Raw genomic sequence first — 17,721 nt, forward strand, 5'->3', positions numbered from 1 at the left:
TAACGTCCACGATGTGCCATCACGTACCAGTCACGCCGTCCGGGTCGCTGTGCTCGCCGACTCCGACACCCGGTGGAAATGGGGCGCGCTCACCGCGCGCCGCATAGCCGCCGGGGAGAGCGACATCGAGCTCAGCGGATTCCTGCTGCGCGGACGAGCGACCCCCACCACACGGCAGCTCGCCGAGGTCGGAGTGGACACCGCCGCGCTGCGAGAAGTGACCGGCACCGAATTCCTCAGCGCGATACGCGACGAGAGCGACGCGTACGACGTGATCGTGCTCGCCCTCGTCGGCGGCGCCGTCCAGGCGATGCTGCACGGCATCGCGGCCCTGGGACTGGCGGACCGGCCCGTCCTCGTCACCGGCTACGTCGGGGTCGTCTACGAGAAGCTCGCCGACGGGCTGCTGCTGCGGCACGGCGCCGATGTGGTCCTCGCCAACTCCCGCCACGACGGCCGGCGGTTCCGCGACGTGTACGAGGGCGTCGGCGCCGACGCGTCCTGCGTCACCGAGGCCGCGCTGCCCTTCCTCGGCGGCGAGCGCTACGCACCCGAAGAGGACCGCGACACCGTGGTGTTCGCCGCGCAGCCGTCCGTGCCCGAGACCCGCGCCGACCGCGCCTACCTGCTTCAGCGGCTGGTGGACCACGCCCGGCTGCACCCCCGGCGCGAGGTGCTGCTGAAGCTGCGCAGCAAGGTCGGCGAGCACACCACGCACGTCGAGGAGTACCCCTACCAGGTCCTGGCCGAGAAGGTCCCCGGCGGCCTGCCGCCCAACTTCCGCCTGGTGTACGGGAACATGGGCGAGGTCCTGGACCGTACGGACCTGCTCGTCACCGTCTCCTCGACGGCGGCGCTCGAAGCCCTGCACCGGCGCATCCCGACCGCGATCCTCACCGACCTCGGCGTACGGGAACCGCTCGGCAACCACCACTTCATCGGCTCCGGCTGCCTGGCCTCCTGGGACCAGCTCGACAGCGGCCACCGGCCGCGCCACGACGCCGTCTGGGCGGACCGGCAGGGCGTCGCCGCCGACGGCTCGTACGGCACGGCCTTCGACGAGGCACGCGCCCGCGTCGCCAAGCTCCTCACCGGGCCCGACCTGCCGCCCGTCGCGCCGTACTACACGGCCACCACAGCGCCCCGCTATCTGCCCGCGCTGCTCGCCCGCTACCACCTGAACCCCGACGGCACACCGAAGACGACGGCCCCGGCCGGCGCGGGTGCCACCACCGGGGTGCGGCGCGCGGTGCGCAACGCCGTACGCGGCGCTGCCCGCGGCGCCTACCGCCACGGCGTGCAGCGCGTCGCGCCCGTCATCCGCCGGATGGGCGAGCTGTGAGGCGCCGGGCCGCAGGGCCGAGCCCCGCCGATCAACAAGGAGAACCGATGACCGTCCTGGCAGTGATCCCCGCACGCGGCGGGTCCAAGGGCGTCCCCGCCAAGAACCTCGCCCAGGTGGGCGGCGTACCGCTGGTGGTGCGCGCGGTGCGCGCCTGCCTCAAGGCCCGCCTGGTCACCGACGTCGTCGTCTCCACGGACGACGAGGCCATCGCCGACGCGGCGCGCGCCGCCGGCGCCGAGATCGTGCTGCGCCCCGCCGCCATCGCCGGCGACCTGGCCACCAGCGAGGCCGCGGTGCTGCACGCCATGGACGCGCACGAGGCGACGCGCGGCGAGGTCACCGACGTCGTGCTGCTCGTGCAGTGCACGAGCCCCTTCATCACCGCCGACGACCTGGACGGGGTCACGGCCGCGCTCACCGAGGACGGCGCGGACACCGCGCTGACCGTCGCCCCGACCCACGGCTTCATCTGGCGCCAGGGCGGCGCGCACCTCGGCGAACTCGACGGCTACGGCGTCAACCACGACAAGTCGAACCGGCCGCGCCGCCAGGACCGCCCGCAGGAGTTCCTGGAGACCGGCGCCGCCTACGCGATGCGCGCCGGCGGATTCCGCGAGGCCAAGCACCGCTTCTTCGGCCGCACCGCGCTCGTACCGACCGACCCCGCGCGGGTCCTGGAGATCGACGACCCGCACGACCTGGCCCGCGCCCGCGCGCTGGCGCCGCTGCTCGACCCGGCGCTGCTGCCCACGCACGGCGACATCGACGCGGTCGTCCTCGACTTCGACGGCACCCAGACCGACGACAAGGTCTACGTCGACTCCGACGGCCGCGAAATGGTCGCCGTGCACCGCGGCGACGGACTCGGCATCGCCGCGCTGCGCCGCTCGGGACTCGACCTGCTCATCCTCTCCACCGAGCAGAACCCGGTCGTCGCCGCGCGCGCCGACAAGCTGAAGGTGCCGGTGCTGCACGGCATCGACCGCAAGGACATCGCACTGAAGCAGTGGTGCGACGAGCGGGGCATCACCCCCGAACGCGTCCTCTACGTCGGCAACGACGTGAACGACCTCCCCTGCTTCGGGCTCGTCGGCTGGCCGGTGGCCGTCGCGAGCGCGCACGACGCGGTACGCGCAGCGGCCCGCGCCGTCACCACAACCCCCGGCGGCGAGGGGGCGATCCGTGAGATCGCCGCCTGGCTCCTGGGTGAGGGGCTGCACGCCCCGCGACACGCGGCTCAGGCCGCGGTTCCCCACACCCCCCACAACACCCCCGACAAGTAAGGACAGTTCCATGAGCACCGAGTCCACCTCCAGCCGCCTGCGCACCCTCGGCACGCGTACGGCAGGCCCCGGTCGTCCCGTCTATGTCACGGGTGAGATCGGCATCAACCACAACGGTGACCTGGACAACGCACTCGCCCTGATCGACGTGGCCGCCGAAGCCGGCTGCGACGCGGTCAAGTTCCAGAAGCGCACCCCGGAGATCTGCACCCCGCGCGACCAGTGGGACATCGAGCGCGACACCCCCTGGGGCCGGATGACGTACATCGACTACCGGCACCGCGTCGAGTTCGGCGAGGACGAGTACCGCTCCATCGACGAGCACTGCAAGAAGCGCGGCATCGACTGGTTCGCCTCCCCGTGGGACACCGAGGCCGTCGCCTTCCTGGAGAAGTTCGACGTCCCCGCGCACAAGGTGGCCTCCGCCTCCCTCACCGACGACGAGCTGCTGCGCGCCCTGCGCGGCACCGGACGCACGGTCATCCTCTCCAGCGGCATGTCGACGCCGAAGCAGATCCGGCACGCGGTCGAGGTGCTCGGCAGCGAGAACATCCTGCTCTGCCACGCCACGTCGACGTACCCGGCCAAGGCCGAGGAGCTGAACCTGCGCGTCATCAACACCTTGCAGGCCGAGTTCCCGAACGTGCCGATCGGCTACAGCGGCCACGAGACGGGCCTGCAGACCACGCTGGCCGCCGTCGCGCTCGGTGCCGCGTTCGTCGAGCGCCACATCACCCTCGACCGCGCCATGTGGGGCTCGGACCAGGCCGCCTCCGTCGAGCCGCAGGGCCTGCAGCGCCTCGTGCGCGACATCCGCACCATCGAGGCGTCCCTCGGTGACGGCGTCAAGAAGGTCTACGAGTCGGAGCTGGGCCCGATGAAGAAGCTCCGCCGCGTCGCCGGCGTCGTCGCCGAGACCGAGGCCACCGCGCCGGCATCGGTCTGACGCCATGCCGAGCCCGAGCGGGGACCGTCCCCAGCACCCACGTGACAAGCACAGCTCCCGCGCGATCGCCTTTGTCGAGAGCCCGGTCCAGCTTCTGAACGTGCTGGAGTGGGCGGGTGCGAGGAACCTCGGTGAGCAGTTGACCATCGTCGTCCTCTCGCCCACCGATCCCATGTCGCGTGGCCAGCTCCGCCGGATGGCGGAGCTGGGCCGCGACGAAGGCTTCACCGTGCGCTGGCAGGAAGCGCGCGGTGGTGCGGGGGCGCCCCTGCGGACCGTACGGGAACTGGCACCACTGCTGCGCAAGGCGGACCGGGTCGTGATCGGCGACCCGTTCTCCCGCTACGTGCAGTTGCTGCTGACGCTCGTCAGCAGCAAGCAGCTCACCGTCGTGGACGACGGCACGGCGACCATCGAGTTCATCGGGCAGGTCGCCCGCGGCGAGCGCCTGGTGCGCTGGCACCGGCGCGGCGGTCACCGCGGGCCGCGTGAACTGGTCCTCGCCCCGGTCTCGGCCGCGGCCCGCCGCCGGCTCACCCCGTCGGCGGCCCGCTCGGTCGAGGTCTTCACCGCGATGCCCGTCGACAAGGTGCCGCCCGGCATCACGGTGACGGTCAACGACTTCTCCTGGACCCGGGCCACCTTCGGGCCGCCCAAGGTGCTCGAAGGCGCCGACATGGTCGGTACGTCGCTGGTCGAGACGGGCGTGGTCGACGCCGACCAGTACCTGGAGGCGGTGGCGGCGCTGGCCCGCACCCACAACGCGGGCCGCTACTTCGCCCACCGCAGGGAGGGCGTCGACAAGCTGCACCGGCTGCATGCGGAGACCGGTCTGGAGATCGTCCGCCCCGACCTGCCCCTGGAGCTGATCGCCCGGCGCGGCCCCATCGGCAGCACGGTCCTCAGCTTCCCCTCCACGGTGGTCCACACCCTCCCGCTGGCCCTCGCCGGCACGGGGGTCAGGGTCGCTGTCTGCGACATCGCACCGGAGTGGCTCAACGACACAGCGTCACCCCGCGCCCACGGCTTCCTGACGGATGTCACGGGCACGGCACGCGACGTGCACCGGCTGCCCCGGCTGCCGTCACCGGCGTGATCATCGGCCTGAGCACCGGCGTGAGCACCGGCGTGATCCGGACAGAAGGGCCGGGTTTCGTCTGTGTGGCTGAAATTTTGGTGATCGATGGTTGGTTGATCCATGGAGAGAACTACTCTTCAACGGGTGAGCCAGTTGATGTCGCTTGAGTCAGAAGCCGAACTGCCCGGACAGACCGTGGTGCCCGGGACCAACCTCGCAGGTGCGCTTCCGGAGGCCCTGCGGGCCGAGCTGATCGCGTTCCGGCGCGACATGCACATGCACCCGGAGCTGGGCAATCAAGAGGTCCGCGCCACGGCCGCGATCAAGGAGCGCCTTGAGCGCGCCGGGCTCGCGCCGCGGGTCCTCGCCTGCGGCACCGGCGTCGTCTGCGACATCGGCACGGTCACGGCCGGCAGACCCGTACTGGCCCTGCGGGCCGACATCGACGCGCTGCCCATCCCCGACACCAAGATCGGCGTCCCGTACCGTTCCACCGTGCCGGACCGGGCGCATGCCTGCGGGCACGACGTGCACACCACCGCCGTACTCGGCGCCGGGCTCGTCCTGGCCGAGCTGGACCGCAAGGGCCAGCTCCCGAACGCGGTGCGGCTGATCTTCCAGCCCGCCGAGGAGGTGCTGCCCGGCGGTGCGGTTCAAGCCATCGAGTCGGGGGCGCTGGAAGGCGTCGGGCGGATCATCGCCGTGCACTGCGACCCCAAGGTCGACGCCGGCCAGGTCGGGCTGCGGCCAGGACCCATCACCTCCGCCTGCGACCGGCTGGAAATCACCCTCGACGGCCCCGGCGGACACACCGCGCGGCCGCATCTGACCACCGACCTGATCACCGCCGTCGCCAAGGTCGCCACCGAGGTGCCCGCGCTGCTGGGCCGCCGCGTCGACGCCCGCTCCGGGCTCGCCGTCACCTGGGGCCGTATCGAGTCGGGCCACACCTGCAACGTGATCCCGCAGCATGCCGAACTCTCCGGGACCGTCCGCTGCCTCGACCTCGCCGCCTGGCACCAGGCACCCGACATGGTGCATGCCGCGATCGACGAGATCGCCGCGCTGCACGGCGCGAAGACGCAGATCAACTACGTGCGCGGGGTGCCGCCCGTCGTCAACGACCCCGGCGTCACCGAGCTGCTGCGGGCCGCGCAGACCCGGCGCCGCGGTGCGACGAGCGTCGAGGACACCGAGCAGAGCCTCGGCGGCGAGGACTTCTCCTGGTACCTGGAGCGGGTACCGGGCTCGATGGCGCGCCTCGGTGTGCGACCGCCCGGCAACGGTGCGGGATACGACCTGCATCGCGGCGATTTCGACGTGGACGAGCACGCGATCCAGGTCGCTGTGGAGCTTTTCACCGCCGCTGCGTTGATCGACGGCAACCATTTGTAATCGGCCAGGACACCCGACGTTCGCGACGATCCGATAACGGACTCGGTACAGGTCCTTATCTGACATCTACGCGCGTTACGATCGCCGCGAAACCAGCGCCGGAAGAGGCGCTTCGGTCAGGTTGAAGGGACCCCTCTTGCGCCGGGTAACCAAGTTCGCTTCGGCGGGGATCGCCTCCGCCGCGCTCTGTCTTTCTGTCACCGCGTGTGGCAGCACGTCGGCCGACAAGGCCAAGGACGACGAGCCGTCCAGTTCCTCATCCGCCAAGGGCGGCGTCAAGGTCGGTATGGCCTACGACGTCGGCGGCCGCGGCGACCACTCCTTCAACGACTCCGCCGCTCGCGGCCTGGACAAGGCGAAGACGGACTTCGGCGGCGAGATCAAGGAACTGACCGCCAAGACCACGGACACCGAGGCCGACCGGGTCGACCGCCTCTCGCAGCTCGCCGAGGCCGGTTACAACCCCGTCGTCGGCATCGGCTTCGCGTACGCCAACTCGATGACGAAGGTGGCGGCCAAGTACCCGAACGTCACCTTCGGCATCGTCGACTCGGTCGTCGAGCAGAAGAACGTCGACTCGATCGTCTTCACCGAGGAGCAGGGCTCCTACCTCGGCGGTGTCGCCGCCGCGCTGAAGACGAAGAAGGACCACGTCGGCTTCATCGGCGGCGTCGACGTACCGCTGATCAAGAAGTTCGAGGCGGGTTACGTCCAGGGTGTCCACGACACCAACCCGAAGATCAAGGTCGACGTCCAGTACCTGTCGCACGGCTCCGACACCTCCGGGTTCGCCAGCCCCGACAAGGGCAAGGCCGCCGCCCAGGGCATGCTCGACAAGGGCGCCGACGTCATCTACGCGGCGGCCGGCTCGTCCGGCTCCGGCTCCATCGAGGCCGTCAACGGCGTCAAGGGAGCGTGGGCGATAGGCGTCGACTCCGACCAGTACAACCAGGCGCAGCTCGCCAAGTACAAGAGCTCGATCCTGACCTCGGTCGTCAAGAACGTCGACGTCGGTGTCTACGACCTGATCAAGTCCGTCAAGGACGGCAAGCCGATGGTCGGCACGAACACGTACTCGCTCGCCAAGGGCGGTGTCTCGCTGACCACCAGCGGCAACTTCATCACGGACATCCAGTCCAAGATCGACGAAGCCAAGAAGAAGATCATCGACGGTACGGTCAAGGTCAAGACCACCCCGTGATCCGAGCAGGGCGCGGGGATTCAGGCCCCGCGTCCTGACGTGGACATGGGCCCGGTGGGAGGTGCCCATCCCCCCTCCCGCCGGGCCCATAACGATGTGTCAACTCTACGCGCGTAGGCGGGAGTTGACGCGCTAGCGTCACCCAACGCCCCCCGCCCCAACGCTCCTTCCTCCGAGGAGAGTGCGCCATCAACGCGTCCAGCCCGCCCGCCGTCGAACTGCGCGGCATCACCAAACGCTTCCCCGGTGTCGTCGCCAACAGCGACATCGACATCACCGTCCGCCGAGGCACCGTCCACGCGCTCTGCGGTGAGAACGGGGCCGGCAAGTCGACCCTGATGAAGATCCTCTACGGCATGCAGAAGCCGGACGAGGGCACCATCACCGTCGACGGCAGTCAGGTCACCTTCGGCAGCCCCGCCGACGCCATCGCGCGCGGCATCGGCATGGTGCACCAGCACTTCATGCTCGCCGACAACCTGACGGTCCTGGAGAACGTCGCTCTCGGCAGCGAGAAGCTCCACGGCATCGGCTCCGCCGCCCGCGCCAAGATCCAGGAGATCTCGGACGCGTACGGCCTGGGCGTACGCCCCGACGTCCTCGTCGAGGAGCTGGGTGTCGCCGACCGGCAGCGCGTCGAGATCCTCAAGGTGCTCTACCGGGGCGCCCACACGCTGATCCTCGACGAGCCGACCGCGGTCCTTGTCCCGCAGGAGGTCGAGGCGCTCTTCGACAACCTGCGCGGGCTCAAGTCCGAGGGCCTCACCGTCATCTTCATCTCCCACAAGCTGGGCGAGGTGCTGTCGGTCGCCGACGAGATCACCGTCATCCGCCGCGGCACCACCGTCGGCACCGCCGACCCGCGCTCCACCACCTCCAAGCAGCTCGCCGAGCTGATGGTCGGCAGCGAACTGCCCTCCCCGGAGACGCGCGAGTCGACCGTCACCGACACCCCCATGCTGCGGATCGAGGACCTGACGCTCACCGCGACCGACACCGACGGTGTCGTACGGGACGTGCTCGCAGGGATCAGCTTCACCATCCACCAGGGTGAAGTCCTCGGCGTCGCCGGGGTCGAGGGCAACGGGCAGGCCGAACTGGTCGAGGCCATCATGGGCCTGCGCGACCCGGACGGCGGGGTCATCACCCTCGGCACCGCCGACATATCCCACGCGCCGACCCGCAAGCGCCGCGAGGCCGGCATCGGCTACATCCCCGAGGACCGCCACCGGCACGGACTGCTGCTCGAAGCGCCGCTCTGGGAGAACCGCATACTCGGCCATGTCACCGAGGCGCCCAGCTCCCGGCACGGACTGCTCGACGGCAAGGCCGCGCGCGCCGACACCGAGCGGATCGTGCGCGAGTACGACGTACGCACCCCCGGCATCGAGGTCACGGCGGGCTCGCTGTCCGGCGGCAACCAGCAGAAGCTGATCGTCGGCCGCGAGATGAGCCACACCCCCAAGCTGCTGATAGCCGCCCACCCCACGCGCGGCGTGGACGTCGGCGCGCAGGCGCAGATCTGGGACCAGATACGCGCGGCCCGCCGCGAGGGCCTGGCCGTCCTGCTGATCTCCGCCGACCTGGACGAGCTGATCGGCCTGTCCGACACCCTGCGGGTCATGTACCGGGGCCGGCTGGTCGCCGACGCCGATCCCGCCACGATCACCCCCGAGGAACTGGGCTCGGCCATGACGGGCGCCGCGAGCGGCCATCTGGACACGAGCGCCACGAGTCCCACCAGCGCCACGAGTGGCACGAGCGGCACGAGTGGCACGAGTGGCACCGGGGAGGAGAACCGATGAAGAAGACCCTCACCTCCCGGTTCGACAAGGAGCGGCTGGCCCTCGCGGTCGCCGCCCCCGTACTGGCCCTGGTCGCCGCGCTGATCGTCACCGCGCTGGTCATCCTCGCCACCGGCAAGAACCCCTTCGACGCCTTCAACGACATGCTGTCGTACGGCTCAGCGAGCGACAGCCAGGTCTACATCCTCAACAAGGCGACGACGTACTACCTCGCCGGTGTCGCCGTCGCCATCGGCTTCCGGATGAACCTGTTCAACATCGGGGTCGACGGCCAGTACCGCATCGCGGCCTTCTTCGCCGCCGTCGTCGGCGCGACGCTGCATCTGCCGGGCATCATCGAGATCATCGTCATCATCCTGGTGGCCATGCTCGTCGGCGCCATGTGGTCGGGCATCGCGGGCATCCTCAAGACGTCCCGCGGGGTCAGCGAAGTCATCTCGACGATCATGCTGAACTCCATCGCCACCGCGATCATCGCCTATCTGCTCCAGCCGGAGCGGCTCGGCCAGCTCGACCAGGCCGGCACCCTCGTCTCCACCAAGAGCCTGCCCGAGTCGGCGTGGTTCTTCAGCATCAACACCGGCGCCGCCGGTGAGCTGTGGGGCTTCATCGTCATCGCGGCCGTCGCCGGGATCGGCTACTGGTTCGTGCTCAGCCGTACCCGCTTCGGGTTCGACCTGCGCGCCGTCGGCCAGTCGGAGTCGGCAGCGGCGGCCAGCGGTGTCAGTGTCAAGAAGATGATCGTCACCAGCATGCTGCTGTCCGGCGCCATGGCCGGCCTCATCGGCATGCCGACGCTGCTCAACGACAGCCACCAGTTCAGCAACGACTTCCCGCTCGGCATCGGCTTCACGGGGATCGCCATCGCCCTGCTCGGCCGCAACAACCCCGTCGGTATCGCGCTGGCCGCACTGCTGTGGGGCTATCTGGAACGCACCACCAACCATCTGGAACTCATCGGCTACGACAAGGAGATCCTCGGCGTGATCCAGGGCGTCATCGTCCTGTGCGTCGTCATCGCCTACGAAGTCGTACGCCGCTACGGCCTCAAGCGCCAGCAGCAGCGGGTCGGCGCCGAACTCGCAGGCCAGGCAGTCACGACCGAGAAGCTGGAGGTGGCGCGATGACCGCCACGATGACCGAGACCCCGCCTCCCGCGGCCCCGAAGGCACCGGGCGCCGGATCCCGCCGGTCCAAGCTGTCCTTCTCGCGAATCCTGCTGATCATCGCGGGCGCGCTGATACTGATCTCCGCCGTCCGGGTGCTCACCGGCTCCGACCAGCTCGACTCCGTCGGCCAGATCAGCGCCGCCCTCGGGCTCGCCGTACCGATCGGCCTCGCCGGCCTCGCCGGGCTCTGGTCCGAGCGCGCGGGCGTGGTCAACATCGGCCTCGAAGGCATGATGATCCTCGGCACGTTCGGCGCCGGCTGGATCGGCTGGCAGTCCAGCCCCTGGCTCGGACTGCTCGCCGGCGTCGGCTTCGGGGTGCTCGGCGGCCTGCTGCACGCCGTGGTCACGGTCACCTTCGGTGTCGACCACATCGTCTCCGGTGTGGCGATCAACCTGCTCGCCCTCGGCGTCACCCAGTACCTCGCGAAGATCTTCTTCAACTCCGGCAAGGCACTGGAGGCGGGCGGCAACCCCAAGCAGTCGCCGCCCGTCGACTCGATCCCCGACGTCACGATCCCCGGGCTCTCCTCGGGGCTCAACTCCCTGGCCGGCCACCACTGGTTCCTGATCTCCGACATCGCCGGCATCCTCGGCGGTCTGATCACCAACCTCTCGGTGCTGACGATCTTCGCCGCGCTGCTCTTCGTCGCCACCTGGTGGGTGCTGTGGAAGACCCCGTTCGGGCTGCGGCTGCGCTCGTGCGGCGAGAACCCGATCGCGGCCGAGTCGCTCGGCGTCAACGTGTACTCGTACAAGTACATGGCCGTGGCGATCTCCGGCGGGCTCGCCGGGCTCGGCGGGGCGTTCCTCGCGACCGTCCCCTCGCACATCTACCTGGAGAACCAGACCGGCGGGCGCGGCTACATCGGTCTCGCCGCGATGATCTTCGGCAACTGGCGGCCGGGCGGACTCGCCATGGGCGCGGGCCTGTTCGGCTTCTCCGACGCGCTCCAGCTCCGCAACGGCGGTGACACCGTGCACGCGCTGCTGCTCCTGCTGGTGGTGCTGCTCGTGCTGCTCGCCGCGTGGAAGGCGTACAAGAAGGCCAAGGTCCAGGCGATCGCGAGCGCGGTCATGGCCGCGGTCATCCTGGTCTGGTACCTGCTGACGGACACCGTGCCCGACGACTTCGTCGGCGCCACCCCGTACGTCGTCACACTGCTGGTGCTGTCGCTGTCCGCGCAGCGGCTGCGGATGCCGAAGGCCGACGGGATGCGCTACCGAAGGGGGCAGGGCCAGTGACGGCGGGCGCCGTCGACTGGGAGGCCCTGCGCGCCGCCGCGCGGGACGCCAAGTCCCGCGCGTACGCGCCGTACTCCCAGTACCCGGTCGGGGCAGCGGCGCTGGTCGACGACGGCCGTACGGTCACCGGCTGCAACGTGGAGAACGCCTCGTACGGCATCAGCCTGTGCGCGGAGTGCGGCCTCGTCTCTGCGCTGCTGCTCAGCGGCGGCGGCCGGCTCACCCACTTCACCTGCGTCGACGGGGCCGGCGATGTGCTGGTCCCGTGCGGGCGCTGCCGCCAGTTGCTGTACGAGTTCGGCGGCCCCGCCCTGGTGCTGGAGACCCCGGAGGGGCTCCGCACCCTCGATCAGATGCTGCCGCAGGCGTTCGGCCCGCAGCATCTGAACTGAGACCGGTTCCTCCGTCGCCGCGATCCGGCGGCGGAGGGGCCGCTTTTCCCTGCACGTGTGAATTTCGAAAGGACCGTCATGGACGTCATCTCAGTCATCCGCACCAAGCGGGACCGGGGCGAACTCAGCCCGGAGCAGATCGACTGGGTGATCGACGCCTATACGCGCGGCGAGGTCGCCGACGAGCAGATGTCGGCGCTGGCCATGGCGATCCTGCTGAACGGCATGAACCGGGCGGAGATCGCCCGCTGGACGGCGGCGATGATCGCCTCCGGCGAGCGGATGGACTTCTCGGCGCTGTCGCGGCCCACCGCCGACAAGCACTCGACGGGCGGCGTCGGCGACAAGATCACCCTGCCGCTGGCCCCGCTCGTCGCCGCGTGCGGCGCGGCCGTGCCGCAGCTCAGCGGACGCGGCCTCGGCCACACCGGCGGCACGCTCGACAAGCTGGAGTCCATCCCCGGCTGGCGCGCCACCCTCAGCAACGCCGAGATGCTGGACGTCCTCGACACCACGGGCGCGGTGATCTGCGCGGCGGGTGACGGTCTCGCCCCTGCCGACAAGAAGCTGTACGCGCTGCGCGATGTGACGGGCACGGTCGAGGCGATCCCGCTGATCGCCTCGTCGATCATGTCCAAGAAGATCGCCGAGGGCACGGGCTCGCTCGTCCTGGACGTGAAGGTCGGCTCCGGCGCCTTCATGAAGACCATCGAGGACGCGCGCGAACTGGCTTCGACCATGGTGGGCCTCGGCAACGACCACGGCGTCCGCACGGTCGCCCTGCTCACGGACATGGCGACCCCGCTCGGCCTGACGGCGGGCAACGCGCTCGAAGTCCGCGAGTCCGTCGAGGTCCTGGCGGGCGGCGGCCCGGCCGACGTGGTGGAGCTGACCCTCGCCCTGGCCCGCGAAATGCTCGACGCAGCCGGCCTGACGGACGCCGACCCGGAGAAGGCCCTGGCCGACGGCTCGGCGATGGACGTCTGGCGCCGCATGATCGCAGCCCAGGGCGGCGCCCCGGACGCTCCGCTCCCGGTGGCCCGCGAACAGCACGTCATCACCGCCCCGGCCACCGGCGTCCTCACCCGCCTCGACGCGTACGGCGTAGGCGTAGCGGCCTGGCGCCTGGGCGCGGGCCGCGCCCGCAAGGAAGACACGGTCCAGGCAGGTGCGGGCATCGAACTCCACGCGAAGCCGGGCGACACGGTGACAGCGGGCGCCCCCCTCCTGACCCTCCACACGGACACCCCGGAAAAGTTCGCCTACGCGCAGGAGGCACTGGCGGACGCGTACGACATCGCGGCGTCGGGAACGGCGTACGAGCCGACCCCGGTGGTGCGGGAACGTATCGCCTGACCCTGGGGGCGCAGCACTCTGGCCGGGGCCTTCCCGCCGTAGAAATACGGCGGGAAATGGCCGCCGTCAGTTCACCGGGCGGCCCGTCAGCAGGGCCGGGAGGTCGCGCATGTCGCGGAAGACCACTGTGCCTGGGCCGATGAGGCGGTGGGCCGGGGTGAGGCCGCCGCTGTAGCCGAAGGCGCGCATGCCGGCCGCTCTGGCCGCCGCTATGCCGTACGGGCTGTCCTCCACCACCGCGCAGCGCGCCGGGGGGACGCCCAGGGTGCGGGCCGCGTGCAGGAACAGGTCCGGGGCGGGTTTGCCCCGCGCCACGTCGGAGGCGCAGAAGACGCGGCCCTCGAAGTGGCCGTACAGGCCCGTCGTGGTGAGATTCCGGCGGATCCCGTCGTGGCTGTTGTTCGAGGCGACGCAGAACGGGATGCCCAGCCGTTCCAGGACGTCGCCGACTCCGTCGATCACCGTGAGACCCGCGGCGAACGCCGCGTCGTAGAGGTGCGTGAACTCGCGGTGCCAGCCCGGCTCCAGAGGGCGGCCAAGACGCTCCTCGACCGCCGCGTCGAAGTCCTCCGCCGAGCAGCCGACGAACCGCTCGACGATCTCCGCCTCCGTGAAATGGATGCCCAGCTTGGCGAAGACCTGGGCGTCCACCTGGACGGCTATGCGCTCGCTGTCCACCAGGACACCGTCGCAGTCGAATATCACCAGTTCGACAGGATCGTGGGTCATGACCGGCAGCGTACGGGCTGTGTACGAGCGGCTGCGATGAGTTCTGGCCGTTGCCCCGGTCACTGTAGATGTGGCTGACACGAGACCGATCGTCCTCGTCCTGACCGGCCGGCCGACCCCGGCCGATGTGCGCAGGCTCTGCGACGACTGGGCGGCGCTGGACGCGCGGGCCCCGGCGGGTGCCGATGTCGTCTGCGACGTCGGCGGCCTCACCCGGCCGGGCCTCGACGCCGTCAGCGCCCTGGCCCGGCTGCGGTTGCTCGCCGGCCGCAGCGGGCGCCGGGTCCAGGTGCGGGGCGCGGGCCGGGAGCTGCGGCTGCTGCTGGATCTCGTCGGGCTCGCCGAACTCGCCGAGGACGGCGAGTGAGCCTCACTCGGTCGCCTCCAGCCGCATCGGCAGGTCGAACATCGGGAACCAGCGGTCCGTGTCCAGGAAGGAGTTGATCCCCGTGATCCGGCCGTCCACGATCTCGATGACCATCAGCGCCCACGGCGTGTGGCCGTTGCCGTCCTCCGCCTGGTGGTAGTGGGCGAACGCCGGTGAGCCGTTGGCGACGACCGGGACCAGCCGCGAGCCGCGGCACACCGATCCGACACCGAGCATCCAGCCGACGATGTTGTCGTGGCCCTGCAGCCACAGGTCGTACGGCGGCATGGACAGCGTCGCGTCCTCGTGGAGCAGCGCCGTGAGCGCCTTCATGTCGTAGCCCTCGAAGGCCGCGACATAGCGCTCCAGCAGCTCCTTCTGCTCTTCGTCCAGCGGATCCGCCGTGTCCGTCGCGGCCGGCGCCGACTCGGCGAGCGTCGCCCGCGCCCGCTGGAGCGCGCTGTTCACCGAGGCGACCGTCGTGTCGAGCAGCTCGGCGACCTCGCTCGCCTTCCAGGCCAGCACCTCGCGCAGGATCAGCACCGCCCGCTGCTTCGGCGGCAGATGCTGCAACGCCGCCATGAAGGCCAGCCGGATCGTCTCGCGCTCCACAGCGGCCTCCGCCGGGTCCGTCACCGAAGGCAGCACCCGGCCGTCCGGCACCGGCTCCAGCCAGGTGACCTCCGGGCGGCTGTTGAGCTGCGCCTGCGCCACCGGCGTCGGAGCCGACAGGTCCATCGGGCGGGCCCTGCGATTGCCCGCGTTCAGCATGTCCAGGCAGACGTTCGTCGCGATGCGGTACAGCCACGACCGCAGCGAGGACCTGCCCTCGAACTTGTCGAAGCTGCGCCACGCCCGCACCATCGTGTCTTGCACGGCGTCCTCGGCCTCGAAGGCGGAGCCGAGCATGCGGTAGCAGTAGCCGGTCAGCTCCGTCCGGTGCTTCTCCAGCCGGACGTCCAGATTCTCCGTCGTCGCCAGCTCAGTCATGAGTCACCTCGGTGCCGCTCGGTCGCCTGTCCTTCGGAAGCTACAGCAGGCCACTGACAATCGCGGCCGCACGGCGAAACTCCCAGGTGACAGCGGTGGCCGGCGAGGTCAGCGGCGGGCCGCGTACGTCCCGTACAGCGTGACGGCGGCGACGCCGGCGACCGCGAGCAGCCCCAGCAGCACCGTCGCGCCCCAGCCGGCCGCGTGGAAGGCGGCGGCGCCCAGCGCCCCGCCCGCGCTGCTGCCCAGGTAGTACGCCGACTGGTACAGCGCGGACGCCTGCGCGCGGCCGGTCCGCGCGGTACGGCTCACCGACGACGAGGCGACCGCGTGGCCGGTGAAGAAGCCCGCAGTGATCAGGACGAGCCCCAGCAGCACGGCGGCCAGCGCGTCCGACAGCGTCAGCAGCAGCCCGGCCGCCGCCGTACCGGCCCCCAGATACAGCGCGCCGCGCCTGCCGAGGCGTTCGACGAGCCGGCCCGCGGTCGCCGAGGAGACCGTACCGACCAGATAGACGAGGAAGACCGAGCCGACGATGCCCTGCGGGAGGCTGAACGGCGCCGCCACCAGCCGGTAGCCGATCACCGTGTAGACCGCGCCGAACACCGTCATGAACAGCGCGCCGATCGCGTACAGCCGCAGCAGCAGCGGATCGCTCAGATGACCGCGCACGGTCCGCGCGAGCCCGGCCACGCTCAGCGGGCGCGGGGTGAAGTGCCGCGCCTTCGGCAGCAGCGCGCGGAAGACGGCAGCGCACACCACGGCCAGCAGCCCGACCACGCCGAGCGCCACCCGCCAGCCCCAGAGCTGGGCCACCCAGCCGGTCAGGATCCGGCCGCTCATCCCGCCGATGCTGTTGCCCGCGACGAACATGCCGATCGCGGCGACCAGCGCCTTCGGCCGTACCTCCTCGGCGAGGAACGCCATCGCCGACGCCGGAAGCCCGGCGAGCGCCGCGCCCTGCACGGCGCGCAGCGCGATCAGCGAGTCGAGGTTCGGCGCGAACGGCACGAGCAGGCCCAGCGCGACGGCGACGGCCAGCGACGCGGTCATCAGGGTGCGCCTGCCGAACCGCTCGCTGAGCGCGCTCAGCGGCAGCACGCACAGCGCGAGCGCGCCGGTCGCCGCCGACACCGTCCAACTGGCCTGGCTCGCCGTGGCCCCGAGTCCGGCGGACACGGCGGGCAGCAGCGCCTGCGTCGAGTAGAGCAGGGCGAAGGTCGCGACCCCCGCGGCGAAGAGCGCGAGGCTCATCCGGCGGTAGCCGGGCTGCCCGGGGGACAGCCGGGTGTCGGCGGGCGCGGCGGGCGCGGTGGGTGCGGTGGGTGCGGCGGGCGCGGCGGCCACCCGGCCACCGCTGATCTGCTCGGTGCTGACTGACGGCATGACCCGAACGTAAGGACCCGCTCACTCATGCGTCCAATGCGCGGAAACGCCATAATCGTTCCCATGGTGCATGAACCCAGCTCACGGCCGCATCAGGACCCCGAGTCCTGGTCCGAACTGCTCGCGCCGCGCCTCGCGCACTTCGCCGCTGCCGCCCGCCACGAACATGTCACCCGGGCCGCGCAGGAGCTGGGCGTCCCGCAGTCGACCCTCTCCCGGGCGCTGGTCAGGCTCGAACAGGACCTGGGCGTCAGCCTGTTCGCCCGCACGGGCCGTACGGTCGCGCTCACCCACGCGGGCCGGACCTTCCTCGCGGCCGTCGAGCGGGCCCTCGCCGAGGTGGAGCGCGCGGCCGAGACCGTACGGGCCGACGCCGACCCGGCGTCCGGGCGGGTCGTCTTCGGCTTCCTGCACACGATGGGCTCCGAGACCGTGCCCGCGCTGATCCGCGCCTTCCGCGCCGACCACCCCCGCGTGCGCTTCCAACTCGTGCAGAACTACGGCGAGGCGATGCTGGAGGGGCTGCGCGCCGGGACGCTCGACCTCTGTCTGACCTCGCCCGTGCCGCACAGCCCCGACCTGGTCGGCCACCGGCTCGACGAGCAGCGGCTGCGGCTGGTCGTCCCCGACGACCACCCGCTCGCCGCCCGGCGCCGGGTCCGGCTGGCGGAGGCGGCCGACGAGGCGTTCGTCACCCTGGAACCCGGCTACGGGCTGCGCAGGATCACTGACGACCTCTGCGCCGAGGCCGGCTTCCGGCCGCGCGTCGCCTTCGAGGGCGAGGAGGCCGAGACCCTGCGCGGTCTGGTCGCCGCCGGGCTCGGCGTCGCGCTGCTGCCGCCACCGGCGGTGCCGCGCCCGGGAGTTGTCGAGCTGGCCGTCACGGCGCCGCGAGCCGTACGGGAGATCGGCATCGCCTGGCTCGACGGCCACGAGGACACCCCGCCGGTCGCCGCGTTCAAGCGGTTCCTGCTCTCCCGGCGCGGCCAACTGCTCCCCGACTGAGACCCGTTGAGGGCCGTCAAGGGGCCGTGA

17 protein-coding genes are annotated in these 17,721 nt (G+C 71.0%); 14 read left to right on the forward strand and 3 right to left on the reverse strand.

The window, feature by feature from the left end:
• Positions 1 to 13 precede the first annotated feature (13 nt).
• The 12 genes from ACZ63I_RS21860 to ACZ63I_RS21915 all read left to right on the forward strand — a co-directional run bounded on the left by ACZ63I_RS21860 (position 14) and on the right by ACZ63I_RS21915 (position 13,214).
• Entirely contained in the window at positions 14 to 1,342 is a 1,329-nt protein-coding gene (locus ACZ63I_RS21860) for a DUF6716 putative glycosyltransferase (protein WP_469340648.1), read from the forward strand.
• Positions 1,343 to 1,389: 47 nt separating this feature from the next.
• Positions 1,390 to 2,628, forward strand: coding sequence for a cytidylyltransferase domain-containing protein (locus ACZ63I_RS21865; RefSeq protein ID WP_469340649.1), 1,239 nt, complete (start codon positions 1,390 to 1,392; stop codon positions 2,626 to 2,628).
• 10 nt (positions 2,629 to 2,638) lie between these two features.
• Positions 2,639 to 3,574, forward strand: coding sequence for an N-acetylneuraminate synthase family protein (locus tag ACZ63I_RS21870; RefSeq protein ID WP_469340650.1), 936 nt, complete (start codon positions 2,639 to 2,641; stop codon positions 3,572 to 3,574).
• Between the two features lie 4 nt (positions 3,575 to 3,578).
• Positions 3,579 to 4,670, forward strand: coding sequence for a hypothetical protein (locus tag ACZ63I_RS21875; protein ID WP_469340651.1), 1,092 nt, complete (start codon positions 3,579 to 3,581; stop codon positions 4,668 to 4,670).
• The gene (locus ACZ63I_RS21880) at positions 4,667 to 4,819 is read left to right on the forward strand and encodes a hypothetical protein (protein ID WP_469340652.1); all 153 of its coding nucleotides are present in this window, start codon (positions 4,667 to 4,669) and stop codon (positions 4,817 to 4,819) included. The genes ACZ63I_RS21875 and ACZ63I_RS21880 overlap by 4 nt, the downstream gene beginning before the upstream one ends.
• The gene (locus tag ACZ63I_RS21885; RefSeq protein ID WP_469340653.1) at positions 4,809 to 6,047 is read left to right on the forward strand and encodes an amidohydrolase; all 1,239 of its coding nucleotides are present in this window, start codon (positions 4,809 to 4,811) and stop codon (positions 6,045 to 6,047) included. Before ACZ63I_RS21880 ends, ACZ63I_RS21885 begins: the two co-directional genes overlap by 11 nt.
• A 136-nt stretch (positions 6,048 to 6,183) precedes the next feature.
• Complete coding sequence (locus tag ACZ63I_RS21890) at positions 6,184 to 7,248, forward strand: BMP family lipoprotein (protein WP_469340654.1); 1,065 nt, start codon at positions 6,184 to 6,186, stop codon at positions 7,246 to 7,248.
• 218 nt (positions 7,249 to 7,466) lie between these two features.
• On the forward strand, positions 7,467 to 9,053 hold the full coding sequence (locus ACZ63I_RS21895) for an ABC transporter ATP-binding protein (RefSeq protein ID WP_469340876.1): 1,587 nt from the start codon (positions 7,467 to 7,469) through the stop codon (positions 9,051 to 9,053).
• Complete coding sequence (locus ACZ63I_RS21900; protein ID WP_469340655.1) at positions 9,050 to 10,180, forward strand: ABC transporter permease; 1,131 nt, start codon at positions 9,050 to 9,052, stop codon at positions 10,178 to 10,180. Before ACZ63I_RS21895 ends, ACZ63I_RS21900 begins: the two co-directional genes overlap by 4 nt.
• Positions 10,177 to 11,466: an ABC transporter permease gene (locus tag ACZ63I_RS21905; RefSeq protein WP_469340656.1), complete on the forward strand. Its 1,290-nt coding sequence runs from the start codon at positions 10,177 to 10,179 to the stop codon at positions 11,464 to 11,466. The genes ACZ63I_RS21900 and ACZ63I_RS21905 overlap by 4 nt, the downstream gene beginning before the upstream one ends.
• Positions 11,463 to 11,858, forward strand: coding sequence for a cytidine deaminase (locus tag ACZ63I_RS21910; RefSeq protein ID WP_469340657.1), 396 nt, complete (start codon positions 11,463 to 11,465; stop codon positions 11,856 to 11,858). Before ACZ63I_RS21905 ends, ACZ63I_RS21910 begins: the two co-directional genes overlap by 4 nt.
• 78 nt (positions 11,859 to 11,936) lie before the next feature.
• Entirely contained in the window at positions 11,937 to 13,214 is a 1,278-nt protein-coding gene (locus ACZ63I_RS21915) for a thymidine phosphorylase (RefSeq protein WP_469340658.1), read from the forward strand.
• A 66-nt stretch (positions 13,215 to 13,280) separates the two neighbouring features.
• Here ACZ63I_RS21915 and ACZ63I_RS21920 read toward each other — a convergent pair whose 3' ends face one another.
• On the reverse strand, positions 13,281 to 13,943 hold the full coding sequence (locus tag ACZ63I_RS21920) for an HAD family hydrolase (RefSeq protein ID WP_469340659.1): 663 nt from the start codon (positions 13,941 to 13,943) through the stop codon (positions 13,281 to 13,283).
• Positions 13,944 to 14,013: 70 nt separating this feature from the next.
• Here ACZ63I_RS21920 and ACZ63I_RS21925 point away from each other — a divergent pair, with 70 nt between their 5' ends.
• Positions 14,014 to 14,310: an STAS domain-containing protein gene (locus ACZ63I_RS21925; protein WP_469340660.1), complete on the forward strand. Its 297-nt coding sequence runs from the start codon at positions 14,014 to 14,016 to the stop codon at positions 14,308 to 14,310.
• 3 nt (positions 14,311 to 14,313) lie between these two features.
• Here ACZ63I_RS21925 and ACZ63I_RS21930 read toward each other — a convergent pair whose 3' ends face one another.
• Positions 14,314 to 15,300 carry a sigma-70 family RNA polymerase sigma factor gene (locus tag ACZ63I_RS21930; protein WP_469340661.1) on the reverse strand — a complete coding sequence of 329 codons (987 nt, stop codon included), beginning with the start codon at positions 15,298 to 15,300 and terminating at the stop codon, positions 14,314 to 14,316.
• Positions 15,301 to 15,408: 108 nt separating this feature from the next.
• On the reverse strand, positions 15,409 to 16,686 hold the full coding sequence (locus ACZ63I_RS21935; protein ID WP_469340662.1) for an MFS transporter: 1,278 nt from the start codon (positions 16,684 to 16,686) through the stop codon (positions 15,409 to 15,411).
• Positions 16,687 to 16,749: 63 nt separating this feature from the next.
• On the opposite strand from ACZ63I_RS21935, the gene ACZ63I_RS21940 reads away from it, so the two are divergent.
• On the forward strand, positions 16,750 to 17,691 hold the full coding sequence (locus ACZ63I_RS21940; RefSeq protein ID WP_469340663.1) for a LysR family transcriptional regulator: 942 nt from the start codon (positions 16,750 to 16,752) through the stop codon (positions 17,689 to 17,691).
• Positions 17,692 to 17,721 lie beyond the last annotated feature (30 nt).

It is taken from the genome of Streptomyces sp. NPDC087906, assembly GCF_055584925.1.

Coding starts and splice junctions, on each gene's coding strand:
- ACZ63I_RS21905 (WP_469340656.1), top strand. CDS start 10,177: ATGACCGCCACGATGACCGAGACCCCGCCTCCCGCGGCCCCGAAGGCA.
- ACZ63I_RS21885 (WP_469340653.1), top strand. CDS start 4,809: ATGTCGCTTGAGTCAGAAGCCGAACTGCCCGGACAGACCGTGGTGCCC.
- ACZ63I_RS21915 (WP_469340658.1), top strand. CDS start 11,937: ATGGACGTCATCTCAGTCATCCGCACCAAGCGGGACCGGGGCGAACTC.
- ACZ63I_RS21900 (WP_469340655.1), top strand. CDS start 9,050: ATGAAGAAGACCCTCACCTCCCGGTTCGACAAGGAGCGGCTGGCCCTC.
- ACZ63I_RS21875 (WP_469340651.1), top strand. CDS start 3,579: ATGCCGAGCCCGAGCGGGGACCGTCCCCAGCACCCACGTGACAAGCAC.
- ACZ63I_RS21935 (WP_469340662.1), bottom strand. CDS start 16,686: ATGCCGTCAGTCAGCACCGAGCAGATCAGCGGTGGCCGGGTGGCCGCC.
- ACZ63I_RS21865 (WP_469340649.1), top strand. CDS start 1,390: ATGACCGTCCTGGCAGTGATCCCCGCACGCGGCGGGTCCAAGGGCGTC.
- ACZ63I_RS21870 (WP_469340650.1), top strand. CDS start 2,639: ATGAGCACCGAGTCCACCTCCAGCCGCCTGCGCACCCTCGGCACGCGT.
- ACZ63I_RS21920 (WP_469340659.1), bottom strand. CDS start 13,943: ATGACCCACGATCCTGTCGAACTGGTGATATTCGACTGCGACGGTGTC.
- ACZ63I_RS21940 (WP_469340663.1), top strand. CDS start 16,750: ATGGTGCATGAACCCAGCTCACGGCCGCATCAGGACCCCGAGTCCTGG.
- ACZ63I_RS21930 (WP_469340661.1), bottom strand. CDS start 15,300: ATGACTGAGCTGGCGACGACGGAGAATCTGGACGTCCGGCTGGAGAAG.